Here is a 15,632-nt window from a genome sequence, read left to right as displayed (position 1 = left end):
GGTGGTTACCGTGGACTTGAGTTGGCTAGGGGTGATCCAGCACTCAAATGTTGCTGATACTGTCGTTGATACTGGACCAATATCTCATCGGACAGGCAAGTTATCAGCAGCGTTTCCTTAATCGTGTTCTGTTGCAGGTCATACCCCACCACTTCTAAGCTGCTCAGACGACTGGGGCGACCCTCTAACCAACGCGGTAGCTTCAGTTCGGTATATTCCAGCCCCGGTATCCCCTCTACAAAGTCCACATAAAAAGCCTGACCGTCCGGTAGCTCAAAAATACCCTTTAGGCGCATCACCCGGCCGTAGGCTCCCCCCGTCAGCTCGATCAGTAGCTCGTCTAAACTGGGTGGGTCAAACACCTGCCCCGTCAGGGGCGCACGCCACAGCGACGATAGACGACCTGCCTGGGGAATTTCAATGTTGTTGCCGATTACCACCTCGTCGGCCCAGCTGTGCCATTCAGACTCGGCCAGGCCAGGGGGCACAACAGCAACTCGGTGGCAGGGCAGTCCAGGCAGCGCGGCTAAATCGATATGAAACCCCAGCTCTACATAAACCCGCCCCGAATCGGGCAGATCCGTCAACAGAGCCAGGGCTTTGTCCTCTTCTATCACTGACACCTGCGGAAAACGGTAGCCGATTCTAAGCCGATCAACCGCCTCCGCGCCCGCCCCCGGATAGAGGTAACCCAGCCCAGCGCCACTCAGAAACTGGCTAATCCAGGTGGTTTTACCAATACCCGGCGGACCAGCGACAACGGTAATGTTGGAGGTGTCAGAAGACATAGGTTAACAATCCACCAGTTCAGGGGTTTGGTTCAAGATTTGGCTGCGGACGGAAATAAAGTCCAGGTAGGCCGTAGAGGTCACGGCATCGGGCCGAAAGGCGGCGAGTCGATGACAGTTTTGAAAGGCCAATTTCACATCGAAGTGCTGCTCAACTGTACGCCGGATAGCATCGCCGCCTATCATCCGCAGCAGCTGCCCCCGCGCCTGTTCGCTCGGTGGGGGAACCGCGTGGTCAGCCCAGGCTTCTCCGCCCTGATAGACACGCTCTGCCAAGGATTCAACAATTCCCCAGGCATAGGGTAAAGACTGCCGAATTGTATCGGCAAAGTCGTCAGCGTCTACAGTGCCCAAGGCGGCCTGATGGACCATATCGTCACTCACATTTAGAGACATAGTTTTCCTAATAAAGATGCACGAACGTGAGTATAAGTTAAAAATGATTATCATTCTCGATTTTAAGATTTATTTTAATCTTGCTCGAATACATTTATTTAGAAGGGTGAAGTATATCTGGAATCGCTTTCTCCACCAAACAACTATTTAAGCGTTGTATGAGTGAGATAATGTCAAGCTGGCGACCAATTAGAACCAGTTCTGTTTTTGGGGAGGTTATCCACTCGCTGTCATCTAGGGTAAATCTGTTGCCGCTTAGTTGAAAGAGGTGACGCTTTGGGCTTTCTTCAAACCAGAGGATGCCCTTGGCCCGAAACACATTGGTGGGCAAACGATAGGTCAAAAACTCCTGAAACTTTTTAAGCGCAAAGGGGCGATCGCCCGTAAACGAAACAGACATAAACCCGTCATTGCGCAGATGCTGAGTAGATGCGGCGGATTGATCAGCATCCTGTTGTGCCACAGCTGCGTCTGCTAGCTGCACATTTAGAATTAGCGATAGGGGCACCTGACAGCGAGTGGCGTGTAACACTCTGGCTCTGTCCTGGATGGTATTGATGTAGTCTTCTAACGTTTGTAATTTTGTTTCAGCTACGCAGTCTGATTTGTTCAGCAGAACGATATCGCCGTATTTTATCTGGCTCAGGACCGCGTCGCTCTCATAGTTGACATCGGGATCAAAAGTTTCGGCGTCTATTACGGTAATCACAGCGTCTAGCTGAGTCAGGTCTCTCAGGGCTGTGCCCAGAAATGTGAGCATGATCGGCAGTGGGTCGGCAACGCCTGTGGTTTCTAGCACCAAGTAATCAATACGGTCTCGCCGCTCTAGGACACGATACACCGCGTCTGAAAGATTGTCGTTAATGGTGCAGCAAATGCAGCCGTTGGTGAGTTCGATCATGTCTTCTTCAACGGCAACCAGAAATTGGCTGTCAATATTGATATCGCCAAACTCATTTACCAGCACCGCCACCTTAAAGTCCTCGAAATTTTCAAGGATATGATTCAGCAGCGTAGTTTTACCACTGCCTAGAAAGCCTGTGATGATAGTCACCGGCAGCTTCTGTGAATCAGTTGTGGGTGGCATGGATTGCATAGATAAAAAGAAATAGCAAAGAAAAGATGTCAGCCTAGACCGACATCCTGATGTGGAGTGAAACTCTCTTCGGCGCCCTTTATCGAAAAGTGGGCTGATGGCGAATCAGGTCCATGAATTCCTGACGGGTGCCGATTGGCCATCAGGCTAAACTGTGGTAGCACGGGTCTTTGGCATCAGAATAGCCAGCATAAAAATGGCAAACTGAACGGTAACAATGCTGGGCCCAGAGGGAAAGTCAAACAGGGCCGACACTACAATACCCAGTGCAGCACTAAGACCGCCTATGGCTGCTGAAGCGAATATATATTGGCTGAAGGTACGACTGAGGGCACGGGCGGTGCAGGCAGGGATCACTACAAAGGCGCTAATCAACAGCACCCCAATCGCTTTAATGGCAACGCCCACCACCAGCGATAGCAGCACAATAAACGCTGTCCGCTGGGCACTGACCGCAACGCCCCGAGACTTTGCTAGCGGCTCGTGTAGCGTGAGGAGAAGCTGCGATCGCAACGTCAGCCCTAAAAACAGCACACAGGTAGCCAGGAGGATGCCACTCACGATCAAATCGGTAACCTGTATTGCCAGAACGTCGCCAAACAGCAGCTGACTGATGCCAGTCTCATAACCATCTTTAAAGCTGAGCAAAATAATACCCACAGCGATGGAAGACGAATAAATAATATTCAACAACGCATCCGTCCATAGCCCCGTGCGCTCCAGGCAATAGGTCACCACCAACGCAAAGACAACCGCAAAGGGCAGTAAAACCCAACCGGGGTCAAAGCCCAACAAAATAGCCATGCTAACGCCCAACAGAGCGGAGTGTCCTAGCGCATCACTAAAGAAAGAGAGTTGCCGGACAACGGTGAAGCTTCCCACCAGCCCTCCTGTTACCCCAGTGAGAACGCCACCCAATAGCGATCGCTGCATAAAGGGCAGCTGAAACAGCTCATAGATACGCGTTAGCTCAGCCGAAATCGTCATCATCGCCATAATAGTGACTAGAACAAAAACAATTAGCCGCCTACATTAATACGTTTTCTCCTCACCTAGGCTGAAGCAGCCGCGCCGCCTCTTTCACAATGCCGTCATGACCTTCACTTATCGCCTCAGCAACATCTGTGGCAGGTTGGAGGGGCGCTGATGTGGATGACATAAGATGGAAACCCGTTATGATAATGATTATCATTCTTGAATATCTTACATCAATTTTTCAAAATTGCCGCGATAGCCCTATCGCTGACCTGTCAGTTCGCAATCTTTAAAAAATCCATGACTCAGGTTCATTGCACCCCGGCCCAAAAAGCGGTACTCCAATTACTACGGCAGCAGATTGAGCCAATCTCGGCCCAGGCACTGTATACGCTGATCAAGCAACATCAGCGGATTGGTTTAGCAACGGTATATCGAGCCCTCGACGCGCTAAAGCGGATGGACAGGGTGCAGCATCGGGTAACTCTGACGGGGGAGAAACTCTACAATGCCGTGGAGCAGGACCGTCACTACATGACCTGTTTGGACTGTGGGCAATCGTTTCCTCTGAATACTTGCCCTTTGAAGGGTCTGGAGTTTTCCCTTCAGCATTCCAGCTCATTCACAATCTACTATCACACCCTCGAATTCTTTGGCCTCTGCGAACCCTGTTCAGCTCAAGGTGGGTGAGGTTCGGGATTTAGCGGACTAAAAAAAGGGTAAGCATCACAATCATTCCCATCGTCTAAAATTGAAAGCACAATTTAAAGGCTCTAGGTGGAAAGCCGGTAAGAACGGTGACCCTTGAGCGTGTTTATATTGAATTTGGACAGCATGTGGTGATGCAGTATGACCCAAGCAGTTGATTTAATATCCTCGCAACCATCATCCTTGTCATTGCAAGATTTTCTTGTGTGGGATAGCGGTGATGATCGTCTATATGAATTAATTGAGGGTAAGCCAATACCGATGAGCGATCCCACTGCTAATCATGAAGATGTGGCGGACAATCTTTGTGATCTGCTCAGACTGCATTGTTTAGAAAAAAACTTACCCTTCATACCGAAGCGTTCCAAGTTAATCTCTATTGGGTCTCAGAATGGGCGAGACACTGCCAGACGTGGCGATATTGTTGTTTTTGCCAAGGCTGAATGGGAGAGAATGAAGGGGCTGTCTAGCTCTGCGATAGCTTATATCGCTCCCCCATTGGTGATGGAGGTGGTGTCAAAAAACTGGCGAGATGATTACCTGACTAAGCTGGCAGAGTATGAATCTATTGGTGTGCAAGACTATTGGATTGTTGACTATGCGGCGTTAGGGGGAATGCAGTATATCGGTCATCCGAAGCAGTCTACGTTGTCTATTTACACGATGGATCCCGAGACAGGTGAGTTTGGGATGCCGCAACAGTTTCGTGGGGATAACAAAATTAAGTCTACGCGTTATCCAGAAATTTTCTGGATAACGCATAGTTGTCAGTCGGAGTTATCCAGAAATTTTCTGGATAATACCCCTAGCCTCGGAATTATCCAGAAAGCTTTAAAGTCTCTTTACCAGTTCAAATAAACTATTGAGCCCTATCTACCAACACTCATCATCGGTGTGACGTCTGAGTGGGCCGCCAAGACTATCCTGGCTCGATGGGGTCAATATTTATCGTTTTTGACAGTTAAACCAGTGAAATGAGCATTACCGAGGACAAGAAGTAAGCTCCCCCTTCGCCAAAGCACTCAATACTTGATTGCTATGATAAATTAAGAATGATAATCATTCTTAATTTTGACTTTTCATGGTCAGTCAAGTCTCCCGCCCACAGTCCGCAACTAGTCCCAGTGATGTAGAGCAGCTAGCGCGGTTGCGCCACACCTGTGCCCATGTCTTAGCCATGGCAGTGCAAACCCTGTTCCCGGAGACGAAAGTCACCATTGGCCCCTACATAGAGACGGGATTGTACTACGACTTTGACCGGGCTGATCCATTCACGCCAGAGGATCTAAACCAGATCGCAGCAAAAATGCGGCGGATCATTCGTAAAAACCTACCGATCATTCGCGAAACCGTGGACTGGGATGACATTCGCGCTGAGATTAAACAACTGAACGAACCCTATAAGCTAGAGATTCTTGATGGCATCCTCCCCGATGAGCCGATCACCCGTTACTACATCGGTTGTCCTGACCCGCTGCCAGCCACTGCAGATCCGTCTCTATTCAACCCGCCATTTCAGAGTAGTAGCTAAGGCTCGTTACCGTCCCATTGTTCAACGTTCTCTCTTAGCCAAATAACAACGTCGTCTTGACTCATTTTTTTATTAGCAACTGAAAGCACCATCAGTACCAAAGGCTCACGATCACAAGTTAATCGATAGCCATTCAACCCCAAAAACAGCAAGAGAGCAGATAAGCCTGCTCTCTTGTTTCCATCGGCAAAGACCTGGGTGCAAGCGAAGCCCCACAAATAGCAAGCAGCTAGGCCAAATATATCGACCGCCTGTCTATAAGCTAAATGGTTCTTGGGCCTAGCTATTAGGGACTCTAATTCGTTTTCATCCAGTATGCCTTGTGTACCACCAGTCTTTTGGATTTGATCATAGTGGGCCGCTTCAATCATGGCCCTGGTAACCCAACGTGGTTCAAGCATCCGCAAGCGCCTTGAAAACGTCTTTGTAACGATTGCTTTCCTTGGCATAAATAGCCATAGCTTCCTCGAAATCAGGGTCATAAGCGGTAATCATAAAATTCCCGCCATCCATTTCAACTAAATGTACTTTCTCTCCTGAAGTTACACCTAGCTTAGCAAGGACCTCAGCAGGCAAGGTTATCCCAGCCGAATTACCTATCTTTGTAATGGTGCGCTCTGTACGGATGCTCATTATGCAATCTCCATAACGTGACACCATTGTTATAACACCTGTTAGAACTATTGAGAAAACTCCTCCCTATTCATGAACTTATAGTGGTTTTCTGCCATGTAACCAGAAAGGGCTGACGCCATTGGTCTGCCCGACCCGACAGCCCCTAGACAAGAACTTAAAAATAATTATCATTCTCAAGTTCTTGTCATTCAGGTAAGCCAGCGTGAGCCAACCCCAAATGGATCTGTCCTATGACGTTGTGATTGTCGGTGCGGGAGCGGCAGGCATCGGTTGTGGCGTTGTGCTCAAAGAACTGGAGCTGGGAGCGCTTGATTGTAGACCGACACCAGATCGGAGCTTCCTTTAGCCGCTGGCCTAAGGAGATGAGCTTCATCACACCGTCATTTCCTAGTCATGGCTTTGGACTGCTCGACCTGAATGCGGTGACCTTGAAGACTTCGCCTGCGATCGCATTCAGGTCGAGCACGTCAGTGGCCAACAGTACGCCCTTTACCTGCAAACGGTTGCCGACCACTTTGAGTTACCGATTCAAACTGAGGTGGATGTGCAGCGCGTTACACATTTGCCCGGTTTAGTGGTGCCCTGCCTGGTCACCGCACTCACCATCGCCCGCGAACAGTCGGTGCGATTTGCGGTGGGGCGGATGGCCAGGCAGGCAATCGCCGCGACCGGATTTTCAATGTTGTTGGCCTGGGGCGGCGGCTGGCTAGCCAAATGAGAGCGATGCTGGCTGACCAGTGGTACCGTTGTTAACCTCTCAGCGCCGACTATCCCCTCAAACAGACTTGGCTTGTCCCCTAGAGCGCTGCAAACGGCGGGCCAGCAGTGCGATCGCACCTAGTCCAACTAATGCACCCGGTTCAGGCACCTTTGTGGCAATCATCCGACCAGAAATTTAGCCCCGTTGCCCCAGTGGGTTCCCCTGCTTCATCGAATAGGACTGTGTATTCTCCAATATCAATGCCATTCGGCTCATCAAAAAAGCCATCTTGCAAAATTTCACCCGTTTGGGTGTCGAAATTAAAGTTGAACCCTGAATAGGTGAGGTGGTTATCCTCAAATTCTTGAATCAGACTGCCTTGTGGATCATAGAAGGCGATGTCAAACGCTTCCAAATCGTCACCTCGAACAATCCCGTCTTCATAGGTTTGGGCATCGTCGTAGCTAAATTGCCCCTCAGCGCCATAACCCAGAATTTGCCCTGTCCATGAAAGACGAAAGGTGACTGTCTTGCAGAGATGCTACATTGTGCCATCTCTGCAAGATTGAATGTTCGATAGGATTGCACTTTTATGCAGCTAAGTTAGCCAATCTTGGCCACAGAATAGGCTAGTTTCCTGGATGTTTGTGGCAGATACCTTTCATAAAGTAGGGGCAAGAACGCAATGGAGCTGGCCCCGATGCAACTTGATAACTTGAGCAATCTGGTGCAAAAAGCATTGATCCTGCTGTTAAACTTTGTGGATGATATTGCCATTTTTGGCCTGACTCGCCTCGGGTTGCACTGGGCTTGGCTACAGTGGTTAAGTACCGTTTTATTAGCGGTTACCGTAGCGTATTGGACAATTCGCCTGTGGCGCTACTATTGTCGAGTTTGTTGCCTTTAAAGCATCAGCAACTGCTCGCTCCATCAGATTATTCCAGATTGGATTTACGCTCATGGCTGCTCCCCACTACCGTTTGTTGTGTTTATCTCTTGCTTCTACACTTGTTTTGAGTGGCCTATCCATTGCTCAGGCAGCTCAGGCTCCTTCACCAGCAGCTACTAGCGTTCAACGACAGGCTCAGTTTACGCCGCCTGATGATTCTAATTTGGATGAGGATACGGTTTTAACCTCGACAGGCACCTATTTTCGTCCCCCCGATGCTAAACCCCTATCTGGACCAACGACGCCGACCGGCACTCGCCGTGGTGGATGTTTAGGGATAACGGAAACAGCTTTTACCGTGTTTGGCCCCAGCTCTGCTGAGGGGATTTTAGGACATACCACATCTGAGTATCCGTCCTTTGTCTGGCATCTGCCTGAGACAGACCGCACATTTCCGATTATTTTCCGGCTGTTGGCTCCCGCTGCAGACAATATTCCAGACGTTATCTATGAGACAGAGCTAGACTACACGCCTGGGTTTATGACCCACCAGCTACCCACGACAGAACCGGCACTCTCCCCTGATGTGGAATATCGCTGGCAGGTGATTATTGAGTGCAATCCGGCCTATCCATCGCGGGCGATCCGACAGGAGTTGTTTTTTGAGGTGGTGCCTACATCTAGTGAACTATCCCAGGCATTGGCAATAGCGACAACCGATGCAGAACGGGCTATTGCCTATGGTCAAGCGGGGGTTTGGTACGATGCGATCGCACAGGTAACTCAATCAACCACACCCACCGACCACCAAACTCGTAACGGTCTACTGGTAGACCTAGCCGCATCCCTACCCGCCACGGAAGAGCAGCTCAGCCAAGACATTCTAGAAATTGTCGAAGCCACCCCCTAGAGCCAGTTACCAATCAAAATAAACGGAGCCCATCGGTAGGGATGGGCTTTGAAGAAATCCCCAGAATCCCCAGACCGCAGCATGGCAATCTGAGCCTGCTGCAGTGCCTCAGCCTTGGTCAGATTCGGCTGCTGTAGCTGGTCATAAAAGTTAGCAATAATCTCAGCGGTAGATTCATCGCTTACGGACCATAGACTAGCGACGGCGCTACGCACCCCTGCCCGTATAGCCACCCCCGCTAATCCCAGCGTAGACCGATTACCACCAATTGCCGTCTCACAAGCGGTCAAGGTCAACAGCTCAATGGGCTCGCGGGTGGGGTCATTGACATTACGAATCAGCTGGTCCAGCTCACTAATCGTCAGGGTCTCGTTATACTGCCCCGTCTCATCTTTGGCCCCCACAATCACAAAATTGTCCTCCGGGGCAAAGCCAAAGGTGCCGTGGGTGGCCATGTGCAAAATACGATAGTCTGTCTCCTTTAGAGCAGTTTGCAACGTATCGATTGAAAAATCATCATTTAGCAAAGTTTTGGTGGCAGGTAGTTTGTCAGCCAGTAGCGCTAACTCTTTCTCAACTGCCGGTAGAGAATCAAACACTCTCTCCGGCGATACTACAGACAATTCACTCACACCTAGCAACAAGGCCCTCAGACCGCGACGTTTTAGCTTTTCTGGCGTGGTCAGCTTTAAACTAGGTGTAGTAGCCACCGCAAACTTCTCGATCAAAAACTGATGACCATCGTGTAATGCCGCCATCGGTACGCTACGCAGTAAACCATCATTGACAAACACCAGCGTTTTTACATCCGCCAGATCCGCCTCAAACGGACGAATTAGCCAGTCATAAAGCTGTTGAGCCTCATCAAAATTAAAGCGAGGGTTGCGCTCTCCTAGCTCCAAGCTAATCCGGAAGTCGTTAATGGTAGTGTTCACAACTTCTGCCGGAACCGGTATCTGGACCATTTTGCGAGCGCCGCTCGGTAAGCTCAGAATCACCGTCAGCGGACTTTCATCTAATACACTCGACGCTTTGCTTAATGATTGTTGCTCTTCCCCATCGGGCAACGCCGTACTAAAAACAGCCGTAGCGCTGCTCTGTCCCACTGCATCTGCCCGAACCTGAGCTGGCACAATCACACAGTCATTCGCAAAATAGCTTTGCAGTTCAGCCACCTTGAGAGAGTCTAATGTAGTTAGCGCCAGCTCCAAATCATCAAATGCCGCTTCCTCTTCAGTCAGAGTGACCTGCTTGGGCACAGCCACCAAATTCAAAGCCGTATACTGCCGATAAATCGGCTCCACCGTATCCCGAAAGTCAAACTGCAAATCGCGGTTAGCACTGAGAATATCACTGCGAATTTGCTCTAGCAGGGCGACCGCTTGACCATAGGCTCGGTTCGCTTTATCAGTCTTACCCTGAGCTTTATAAATACGCCCCAGCTGCCATTCCCACAAATACAAACTATCCTGCGCCGCCCGGTCTTGATCGGCTGCCAGACGAGCCCGCTGAGTTTTGTCAATCGCCGCACCATAGCGCCCAGCCCGTTCATCCAGGCTGCCCAGCTTACCCAGCGCAAAAGACTGAATTCTAAAATTTTGCGTCGCCTGACCAATGGCAAGAGCCTGTTCTAACAAAGCTGTCGTTTCCCGCTCCACCCGTCCAGAAGGCGGTGTCTGACTCAGAATCAGCTGCGATTGACGTATATTCAAAGGATCCAATAAGTCCGCTAGCTGAATGGCCGCAAATGCCTTGGCTTTTGACTCCGGTAGTTGTTGCAGAGCTACCAGGGCCAGCTCACGATAACGACGCACCTCACCGGTATTACCCACCCGCTCATAGGCCGGAATCAGATTAAGCAAGGCATACAGTACAGTGCCACTATCTTGTTGTTCTACAGCCAGCTGATAGCTGTTTTGAAACTGTTCAATCGCCTGAGCATTCAACGTGTCAGCTTCGGTCCGCAGGTTATCCGCCTCAAAGTCTCCTCGTTGATCTGCTTCATCAGCCCGACGATAGCTGATCAGAGCCAGGCTGGTCGATGTGTTACCTAAACTATTAAGCAGAGATGCCTCCAGTACTGTCTCACCTAGCTCACGACTAAGTGCATGTCCCTGCATAAGGTAGTCCTGTGCCACCTTTATACTACCGCTGGCACGATAGGCTTCTCCCAAGCTACCTAACGCAGTAATCTGTCCCAGTGAATCATCTGTCGTTTTGGCAATCTCCAGAGCGCTGCCCACATGGCAACTCCCCTCGTCAGGGGCTCCACAAAGTAGGGTTATAGCCCGACGATGCTGTCCCAGCCGTCCATAGGCCTGGGCTTGCTCAGTCAGCAAACGTCCCAGCTTTTGGTGATCCCCTATAGTTCTAACGGTGGCAATGGCCTGTTCCCAGTAAGTAATTTCCTCTGAGGTGCGGCCCATCTGTTGATGAACCCGCGCTAGATTTTCATCAACGATAGCTAGCGCCGGCAAATCCTGACTAGCTTCATAGGCTTGACGGGCGCTCAACCAGGGGTCTACAGCCGCTAGGTAATTACCCGTGTTGTAATAGTCCACCCCCGTTTGTACTAGCTGCCGCGCATCGATAGCCTGGGCGATGGGAGCCGAGCGGGTAAACGGATGTCCTAACCACAGGGTAATAAACAGGCTCAGGGCACAGAGTACTACACAGACACGATGGATAGATGACCTCAGGCGGGGGCGACGCATAGGGGCAGCTTGACTTAAGGGGCAGTATTTTATTTGTCCTTCAGAATATCAGATGTTTTGTGGTAGAGACGTTTTCAGAGAACGTTTGCAATAGGTTGTTATGATCGCCAACTCTATTGCCGAGGATTAGGGAATGGCTCGAAAAAAATATCCGTAGGTCGAGTTTCGACTCCGCTCAGCTCTCGAAGCTGGAAGGTTGAGCGAAGTCGAAACCGGGTTTATCGGGCACATTATTTAGCCGCAGATTCCTTACGTCATGTGAGCCTCTCAAAAAGATGTCTTACAGTGAAACATGATTTAATTGTCACAAACCTATTTCACGCAACGATGGTAGCTCCCTCACGCTTGCGCTCATTACTAAAATCCATTAATTCGACTTTAGTCCTATTGCCAATTAGTCTATCGTTACCCTCAGCAGCGTTGGCATTAGACGATAGTCATCGGTGGCCATGCCCTGAATCTTTAAACCATACTCAACATTCTCAACAACGGTTTTGTGGGAAAAAAGGGCAAACCGCTGAAACACCATCGCCATTTTACTTCGGCGGATTTCGCGCATCCGTACTTCACTCACATGGGCGACGTCTTCACCTTCAATGAAAATATGACCGCTAGTGGGGTTAATAAGGCGGTTAATACATCGAATCAGTGTAGATTTCCGGAGCCCGACAAGCCCATCAACAACAAACAATTCGCCCTCGTTAATCGTCAGGGAAACACCGGCAATGCCTAGGACATGACCGGTTGATGCCTGAATTGAATCACGAGTTCCCCCATCCCTAAATAACTTCAATGCCATCCGAGGATTATTGCCATAGATCTTGATGAGATTCTCAATTCGGATCGGTGGCTGGTGCTGACGATTCATTTTGCCGAGTTTCCGCACAGACATTTTAGAAATGTAACTCTAAAGCGCCCTCTCCTACACCTTTTTTCTAGATTGACTCTGAGGATTTATCAACGCCTTGATGGCAGCAATTCAGACAAGCGGTCAGTTCTTGGGCGAGAATTTGGATATGGGGCGATCGCATAATCTCATAATGGTCACCGTTAACCCTGTAGGTTTCAAACTGACCGGTTGTTATTGAACCCCAGCCTCGGTCTTCCGCTGCCGAAGCACTTGCGTAAAACAGAGCAATCCGCCCCGAATAAGTCTGGGGTTGATAGTTCCCCAGGGCAATGTGGTTGGCTTTGAAAACTTGGAACGACTGCTCCATTTGCTCCATGCCAACTTCTGGCGATAAGAGATTCAGTCGTTTGGCGGCAGAGAAGATGTGCTGTAACTGTTCTTGAGGCTGGAGTTGTGCCAGGTTGAGCTGTGCCAAGGGCAGTTCAACGCCTAATAAACCGCTTAAATCCACTGCCAGAGAATTCGCTAAAGCTTCCTCATCCGTGGAGTCTAGGTCGGACAGGGTACTGGGGTCATAGCTGTCAATTAAAGCAACGAGGGCTACTGTTTGTTCAGCAGCTTGCAACTGCTGGGCCATTTCTAGTGCAATAACACCTCCCATCGACCACCCTCCCAAATAGTAGGGTCCCGTGGATTGAATCTCCTGCAAAGCTTCGATGTAAATCGCTGCCATCTCCTCGATTTTGCTTAAGGGTTCTTGTTCGCTAGATAGCCCCGGAGATTGCAGTCCGTAGAGCGGTTGATTGTTGCCTAAATGTCGGGCTAATTCTGCATAACAGAGCACGTTACCGCCAATAGGATGCACACAAAATAAGGGTGGTAACTCTCCTAATGTTTGAATGGAAACCAAGGGGGAATAAGCACGAACATCGCTGTGGGTATTCATTAAGGTGGCTTGGTTTTCGATGGTGGGTTCGGTGAACAGCGTTGCCAGCGGTAGATGGATACCAAATTGCCGTTCGATACGTGCCATCAACTGCACTGCCAACAGGGAATGTCCTCCTAAATCAAAGAAATTGTCTGTGACGCCAACGGAACTGATATTGAGAACTTTCGACCAAACTTGAGACAGTTGCAGTTCTGCTGAGTTACGAGGGGGCATGAAACTAGAGCGATTAGAGATATTGTCGTCATCGGGTGCGGGTAGGGCACGGCGATCGCTTTTGCCATTGGGCGTTAGAGGAATTGCCTCTAAAAAGACAAAAATAGCAGGCAACATATAATCGGGTAGCCTGCTTCTCAGGAAAACGCGCAAATCCGTGCTTGTGAGTTCTGCTTGGGTCACAGTATAGGCAACCAGACGTTTTTCTCCAGGAGAGTCTTCGCGAACAATCACCACAGCTGAGCAAACTTCTGGATGTTGAGTTAAAACTGCTTCGACTTCTCCAAGTTCGATGCGAAAGCCTCGGATTTTTACCTGATTATCAATGCGTCCGACAAATTCAATGTGGCCATCGGAAAGATAACGAGCTAAGTCTCCTGTTTTGTAGAGACGAGAGTCTGATTGGTGACTAAAGGGATTGGAGATGAACTTGGTTTCGGTTAATTCGGTACGGTTGAGATAACCTCGGGCCAGCCCTGCACCGCCGATGTGGAGTTCTCCCGGTACGCCGATGGGGACGGGTTGACGATGACGATCGAGAATGTAGGTTTGGGTATTTGCGATCGCAGTCCCGATCGAGACTGCAATATCTTTGTGATGCTCTATCCCATCTAAGTCGCTCACCGAGCAAACCGTTGACCAAACGGTCGCCTCTGTCGGGCCGTATAAATTCCACACAGAGCTGCCTTTTTCTCGCAGGTTAGCAGCGAGTTGCATCGATAAGGCTTCGCCACCACAGATAATTTTCAACGACGGCTTACCCGACCAACCGATCGCCAGCAGCATCTGCCAAGTGGCTGGAGTGGCTTGCATCACCGTCGCACCCGAGCGTTCTAGTTCTGCTGCCAGCTGCTTGCCATCAGCAGCAACGTCTCGACTGGCGATAAACGTTTTTGCGCCGACGATGAGCGGTAGGTAAACCTCTAGGGCAGCAATATCAAAACAGAGAGTCGTAACCGCTAAGACCACGTCTGCATCCGTTAATCCTGGGGTTACTTGCATTGAGCAGAGAAAGTTAACAAGAGATTGATGGCAAATTTGTACGCCTTTGGGTTTTCCAGTAGAGCCGGAGGTGTACATGACATAGGCTAAGCTGTCAGGCTGGACATTCGCTGGGAAATCACCCGTGCTATGGGTAGAGATCAATTCCCAGTCATCCTCTAAACAGATGAGATGCTTGGGTAAGCAGGGCAATCGGGCGGCTAGTTGATGGGTGGTAACTAGGGCCGTTGCTTGGGAGTTATCAAGAATATAGGCAAGGCGCTCAGGTGGATAATTGGGATCTAACGGTACATAAGCCCCACCCGCTTTGAGAATGCCTAATAATCCCACCACCATTTCGAGGGATCTCTCGATGTAAATCCCCACTAGTACCTCTGGCCCAACGCCCAAGCTCTGCAAGTAGTGGGCGAGTTGGTTGGCGCGAGCGTTCAACTCCTGGTAGGTCAGTTGTGCGTCTTCAAAAGCAACGGCTACGGCGTCGGGAGTGCGTTGCACCTGTTCTTCAAACAACTGGTGAATGTATTTATCTTGGGGATATTCAGCTTGAGTGTTATTCCACTGGCCGAGCAACTGATGGCGCTCTGCTTCGGTCAACAAAGGCAGTTCGTCAACGCCCATTTGGGGATTAGCCACGAGCGCTTCCAGCAACGTCTGAAAATGCCCAATGGCCCGACGGATGGTGGCTGTCTCAAATAAATCGCTATTATATTCCCAATATCCATTCAACCCCGTTTCTGTCTCCTCCATGGATAAGAACAACTCAAACGGGGCTCTGGCATTTTCGAGGGGCAGCCAGTTGAAACTCACGTTCGGTAACTCCAGAGGGGCCATCGGTGCATTTTGCAGGGCAAACATCACCTGAAATATAGGCGTGTAGCTGAGGCTGCGTTCCGGTTGTAGGGCCTCCACCAACTGCTCAAACGGGACATCCTGATGGGCGTAAGCATCCAAAGCAGTCTGCCGAACCTGATCCAATAATTCAGCGAAAGAGGGATCGGCATCAAAGCGAGATCGCAACACCAGCGTATTCACAAAAAAGCCAATGAGTCCTTCTAGTTCACTGCGGTTGCGGTTAGCAATCGGGGTTCCCACCAAGATGTCTTCCTGGCCGCTATAGCGATAAAGCAATGTGCTAAACGCAGCAAACAATGTCATAAACAGAGTTGCACCCGACTCTTGGCTCAGACGCTTGAGCTGTTCTGTGAGTTCGGCTCCAAGTTCAAAAAATTCTTTGCCCCCAAAGGAGGTCTGCACCGTTTTACGGGAATAGTCTGT

Annotated in this window: 19 protein-coding genes; 7 read left to right on the top strand and 12 right to left on the bottom strand. The window is 49.9% G+C overall.

All coding sequences use genetic code 11. The annotated features are described in order from the left end of the window. Positions 1-5: 5 nt before the first annotated feature. From IQ260_RS15170 to IQ260_RS15155, 4 genes are all read right to left on the bottom strand, one after another. On the bottom strand, positions 6-788 hold the full coding sequence (locus IQ260_RS15170; protein ID WP_193993941.1) for a GTP-binding protein: 783 nt from the start codon (positions 786-788) through the stop codon (positions 6-8). A 3-nt stretch (positions 789-791) separates the two neighbouring features. Then, positions 792-1,184: an SCO5389 family protein gene (locus IQ260_RS15165; RefSeq protein ID WP_193993940.1), complete on the bottom strand. Its 393-nt coding sequence runs from the start codon at positions 1,182-1,184 to the stop codon at positions 792-794. A gap of 94 nt (positions 1,185-1,278) precedes the next feature. Further along, positions 1,279-2,271, bottom strand: a complete 993-nt coding sequence (locus IQ260_RS15160; protein WP_193993939.1) for a CobW family GTP-binding protein — start codon at positions 2,269-2,271, stop codon at positions 1,279-1,281. Positions 2,272-2,427: 156 nt separating this feature from the next. After that, positions 2,428-3,270: a metal ABC transporter permease gene (locus IQ260_RS15155; RefSeq protein WP_228016137.1), complete on the bottom strand. Its 843-nt coding sequence runs from the start codon at positions 3,268-3,270 to the stop codon at positions 2,428-2,430. Between the two features lie 285 nt (positions 3,271-3,555). On the opposite strand from IQ260_RS15155, the gene IQ260_RS15150 reads away from it, so the two are divergent. From IQ260_RS15150 to IQ260_RS15140, 3 genes are all read left to right on the top strand, one after another. Next, on the top strand, positions 3,556-3,945 hold the full coding sequence (locus IQ260_RS15150) for a Fur family transcriptional regulator (protein WP_193993938.1): 390 nt from the start codon (positions 3,556-3,558) through the stop codon (positions 3,943-3,945). A gap of 159 nt (positions 3,946-4,104) precedes the next feature. After that, complete coding sequence (locus IQ260_RS15145; protein WP_228016136.1) at positions 4,105-4,821, top strand: Uma2 family endonuclease; 717 nt, start codon at positions 4,105-4,107, stop codon at positions 4,819-4,821. A 223-nt stretch (positions 4,822-5,044) separates the two neighbouring features. After that, positions 5,045-5,494 (top strand): hypothetical protein, encoded by a 450-nt coding sequence (locus IQ260_RS15140; protein WP_228016135.1) that lies wholly within the window; start codon positions 5,045-5,047, stop codon positions 5,492-5,494. Here the strand turns inward: IQ260_RS15140 and IQ260_RS15135 are convergent. The 3 genes from IQ260_RS15135 to IQ260_RS31070 all read right to left on the bottom strand — a co-directional run bounded on the left by IQ260_RS15135 (position 5,491) and on the right by IQ260_RS31070 (position 6,503). Beyond that, positions 5,491-5,895, bottom strand: a complete 405-nt coding sequence (locus tag IQ260_RS15135) for a type II toxin-antitoxin system death-on-curing family toxin (RefSeq protein ID WP_407657740.1) — start codon at positions 5,893-5,895, stop codon at positions 5,491-5,493. The two genes, IQ260_RS15140 and IQ260_RS15135, sit on opposite strands and share 4 nt — an antisense overlap. After that, complete coding sequence (locus IQ260_RS15130) at positions 5,888-6,127, bottom strand: AbrB/MazE/SpoVT family DNA-binding domain-containing protein (RefSeq protein ID WP_193993936.1); 240 nt, start codon at positions 6,125-6,127, stop codon at positions 5,888-5,890. The genes IQ260_RS15135 and IQ260_RS15130 overlap by 8 nt, the downstream gene beginning before the upstream one ends. Positions 6,128-6,314: 187 nt before the next feature. Beyond that, complete coding sequence (locus tag IQ260_RS31070; RefSeq protein WP_228016139.1) at positions 6,315-6,503, bottom strand: hypothetical protein; 189 nt, start codon at positions 6,501-6,503, stop codon at positions 6,315-6,317. Between IQ260_RS31070 and IQ260_RS15125 the strand changes: the two genes are divergently transcribed. Both IQ260_RS15125 and IQ260_RS15120 read left to right on the top strand, forming a co-directional pair. Beyond that, complete coding sequence (locus IQ260_RS15125; protein WP_228016133.1) at positions 6,439-6,705, top strand: NAD(P)-binding domain-containing protein; 267 nt, start codon at positions 6,439-6,441, stop codon at positions 6,703-6,705. The genes IQ260_RS31070 and IQ260_RS15125 overlap by 65 nt on opposite strands. Next, positions 6,675-6,848, top strand: coding sequence for a hypothetical protein (locus tag IQ260_RS15120; RefSeq protein ID WP_193993944.1), 174 nt, complete (start codon positions 6,675-6,677; stop codon positions 6,846-6,848). Before IQ260_RS15125 ends, IQ260_RS15120 begins: the two co-directional genes overlap by 31 nt. A 57-nt stretch (positions 6,849-6,905) precedes the next feature. Here the strand turns inward: IQ260_RS15120 and IQ260_RS31065 are convergent, their stop codons facing one another. Together IQ260_RS31065 and IQ260_RS31060 are read right to left on the bottom strand one after the other, a co-directional pair. Next, a complete protein-coding gene (locus IQ260_RS31065; RefSeq protein ID WP_228016131.1) occupies positions 6,906-7,013 on the bottom strand; it encodes a PEP-CTERM sorting domain-containing protein in 108 nt (35 codons plus the stop codon). Next, the gene (locus IQ260_RS31060) at positions 6,991-7,245 is read right to left on the bottom strand and encodes a hypothetical protein (RefSeq protein ID WP_228016124.1); all 255 of its coding nucleotides are present in this window, start codon (positions 7,243-7,245) and stop codon (positions 6,991-6,993) included. Before IQ260_RS31060 ends, IQ260_RS31065 begins: the two co-directional genes overlap by 23 nt. Before the next feature lie 285 nt (positions 7,246-7,530). Here IQ260_RS31060 and IQ260_RS15110 point away from each other — a divergent pair, with 285 nt between their 5' ends. Continuing rightward, a complete protein-coding gene (locus IQ260_RS15110) occupies positions 7,531-7,737 on the top strand; it encodes a hypothetical protein (protein ID WP_193993935.1) in 207 nt (68 codons plus the stop codon). Between the two features lie 52 nt (positions 7,738-7,789). Continuing rightward, complete coding sequence (locus tag IQ260_RS15105; RefSeq protein ID WP_193993934.1) at positions 7,790-8,629, top strand: DUF928 domain-containing protein; 840 nt, start codon at positions 7,790-7,792, stop codon at positions 8,627-8,629. On the opposite strand, the gene IQ260_RS15100 is transcribed toward IQ260_RS15105, so the two are convergent. From IQ260_RS15100 to IQ260_RS15090, 3 genes are all read right to left on the bottom strand, one after another. Continuing rightward, complete coding sequence (locus IQ260_RS15100; protein WP_193993933.1) at positions 8,626-11,343, bottom strand: CHAT domain-containing protein; 2,718 nt, start codon at positions 11,341-11,343, stop codon at positions 8,626-8,628. The genes IQ260_RS15105 and IQ260_RS15100 overlap by 4 nt on opposite strands. A 394-nt stretch (positions 11,344-11,737) precedes the next feature. Beyond that, on the bottom strand, positions 11,738-12,235 hold the full coding sequence (locus IQ260_RS15095; RefSeq protein WP_228016122.1) for an ATP-binding cassette domain-containing protein: 498 nt from the start codon (positions 12,233-12,235) through the stop codon (positions 11,738-11,740). 43 nt (positions 12,236-12,278) lie between these two features. Beyond that, positions 12,279-15,632 (bottom strand): non-ribosomal peptide synthetase (locus IQ260_RS15090; protein WP_193993932.1); only part of this gene is annotated, 3,354 nt, incomplete at its 5' end.

The sequence above is a fragment of the Leptolyngbya cf. ectocarpi LEGE 11479 genome, from assembly GCF_015207065.1.
Classification (GTDB): domain Bacteria; phylum Cyanobacteriota; class Cyanobacteriia; order Phormidesmidales; family Phormidesmidaceae; genus Leptothoe; species Leptothoe ectocarpi.
The sequence above is the reverse complement of the archived record's forward strand: the minus strand, read 5'-3'. Positions and strand labels throughout refer to the sequence as shown.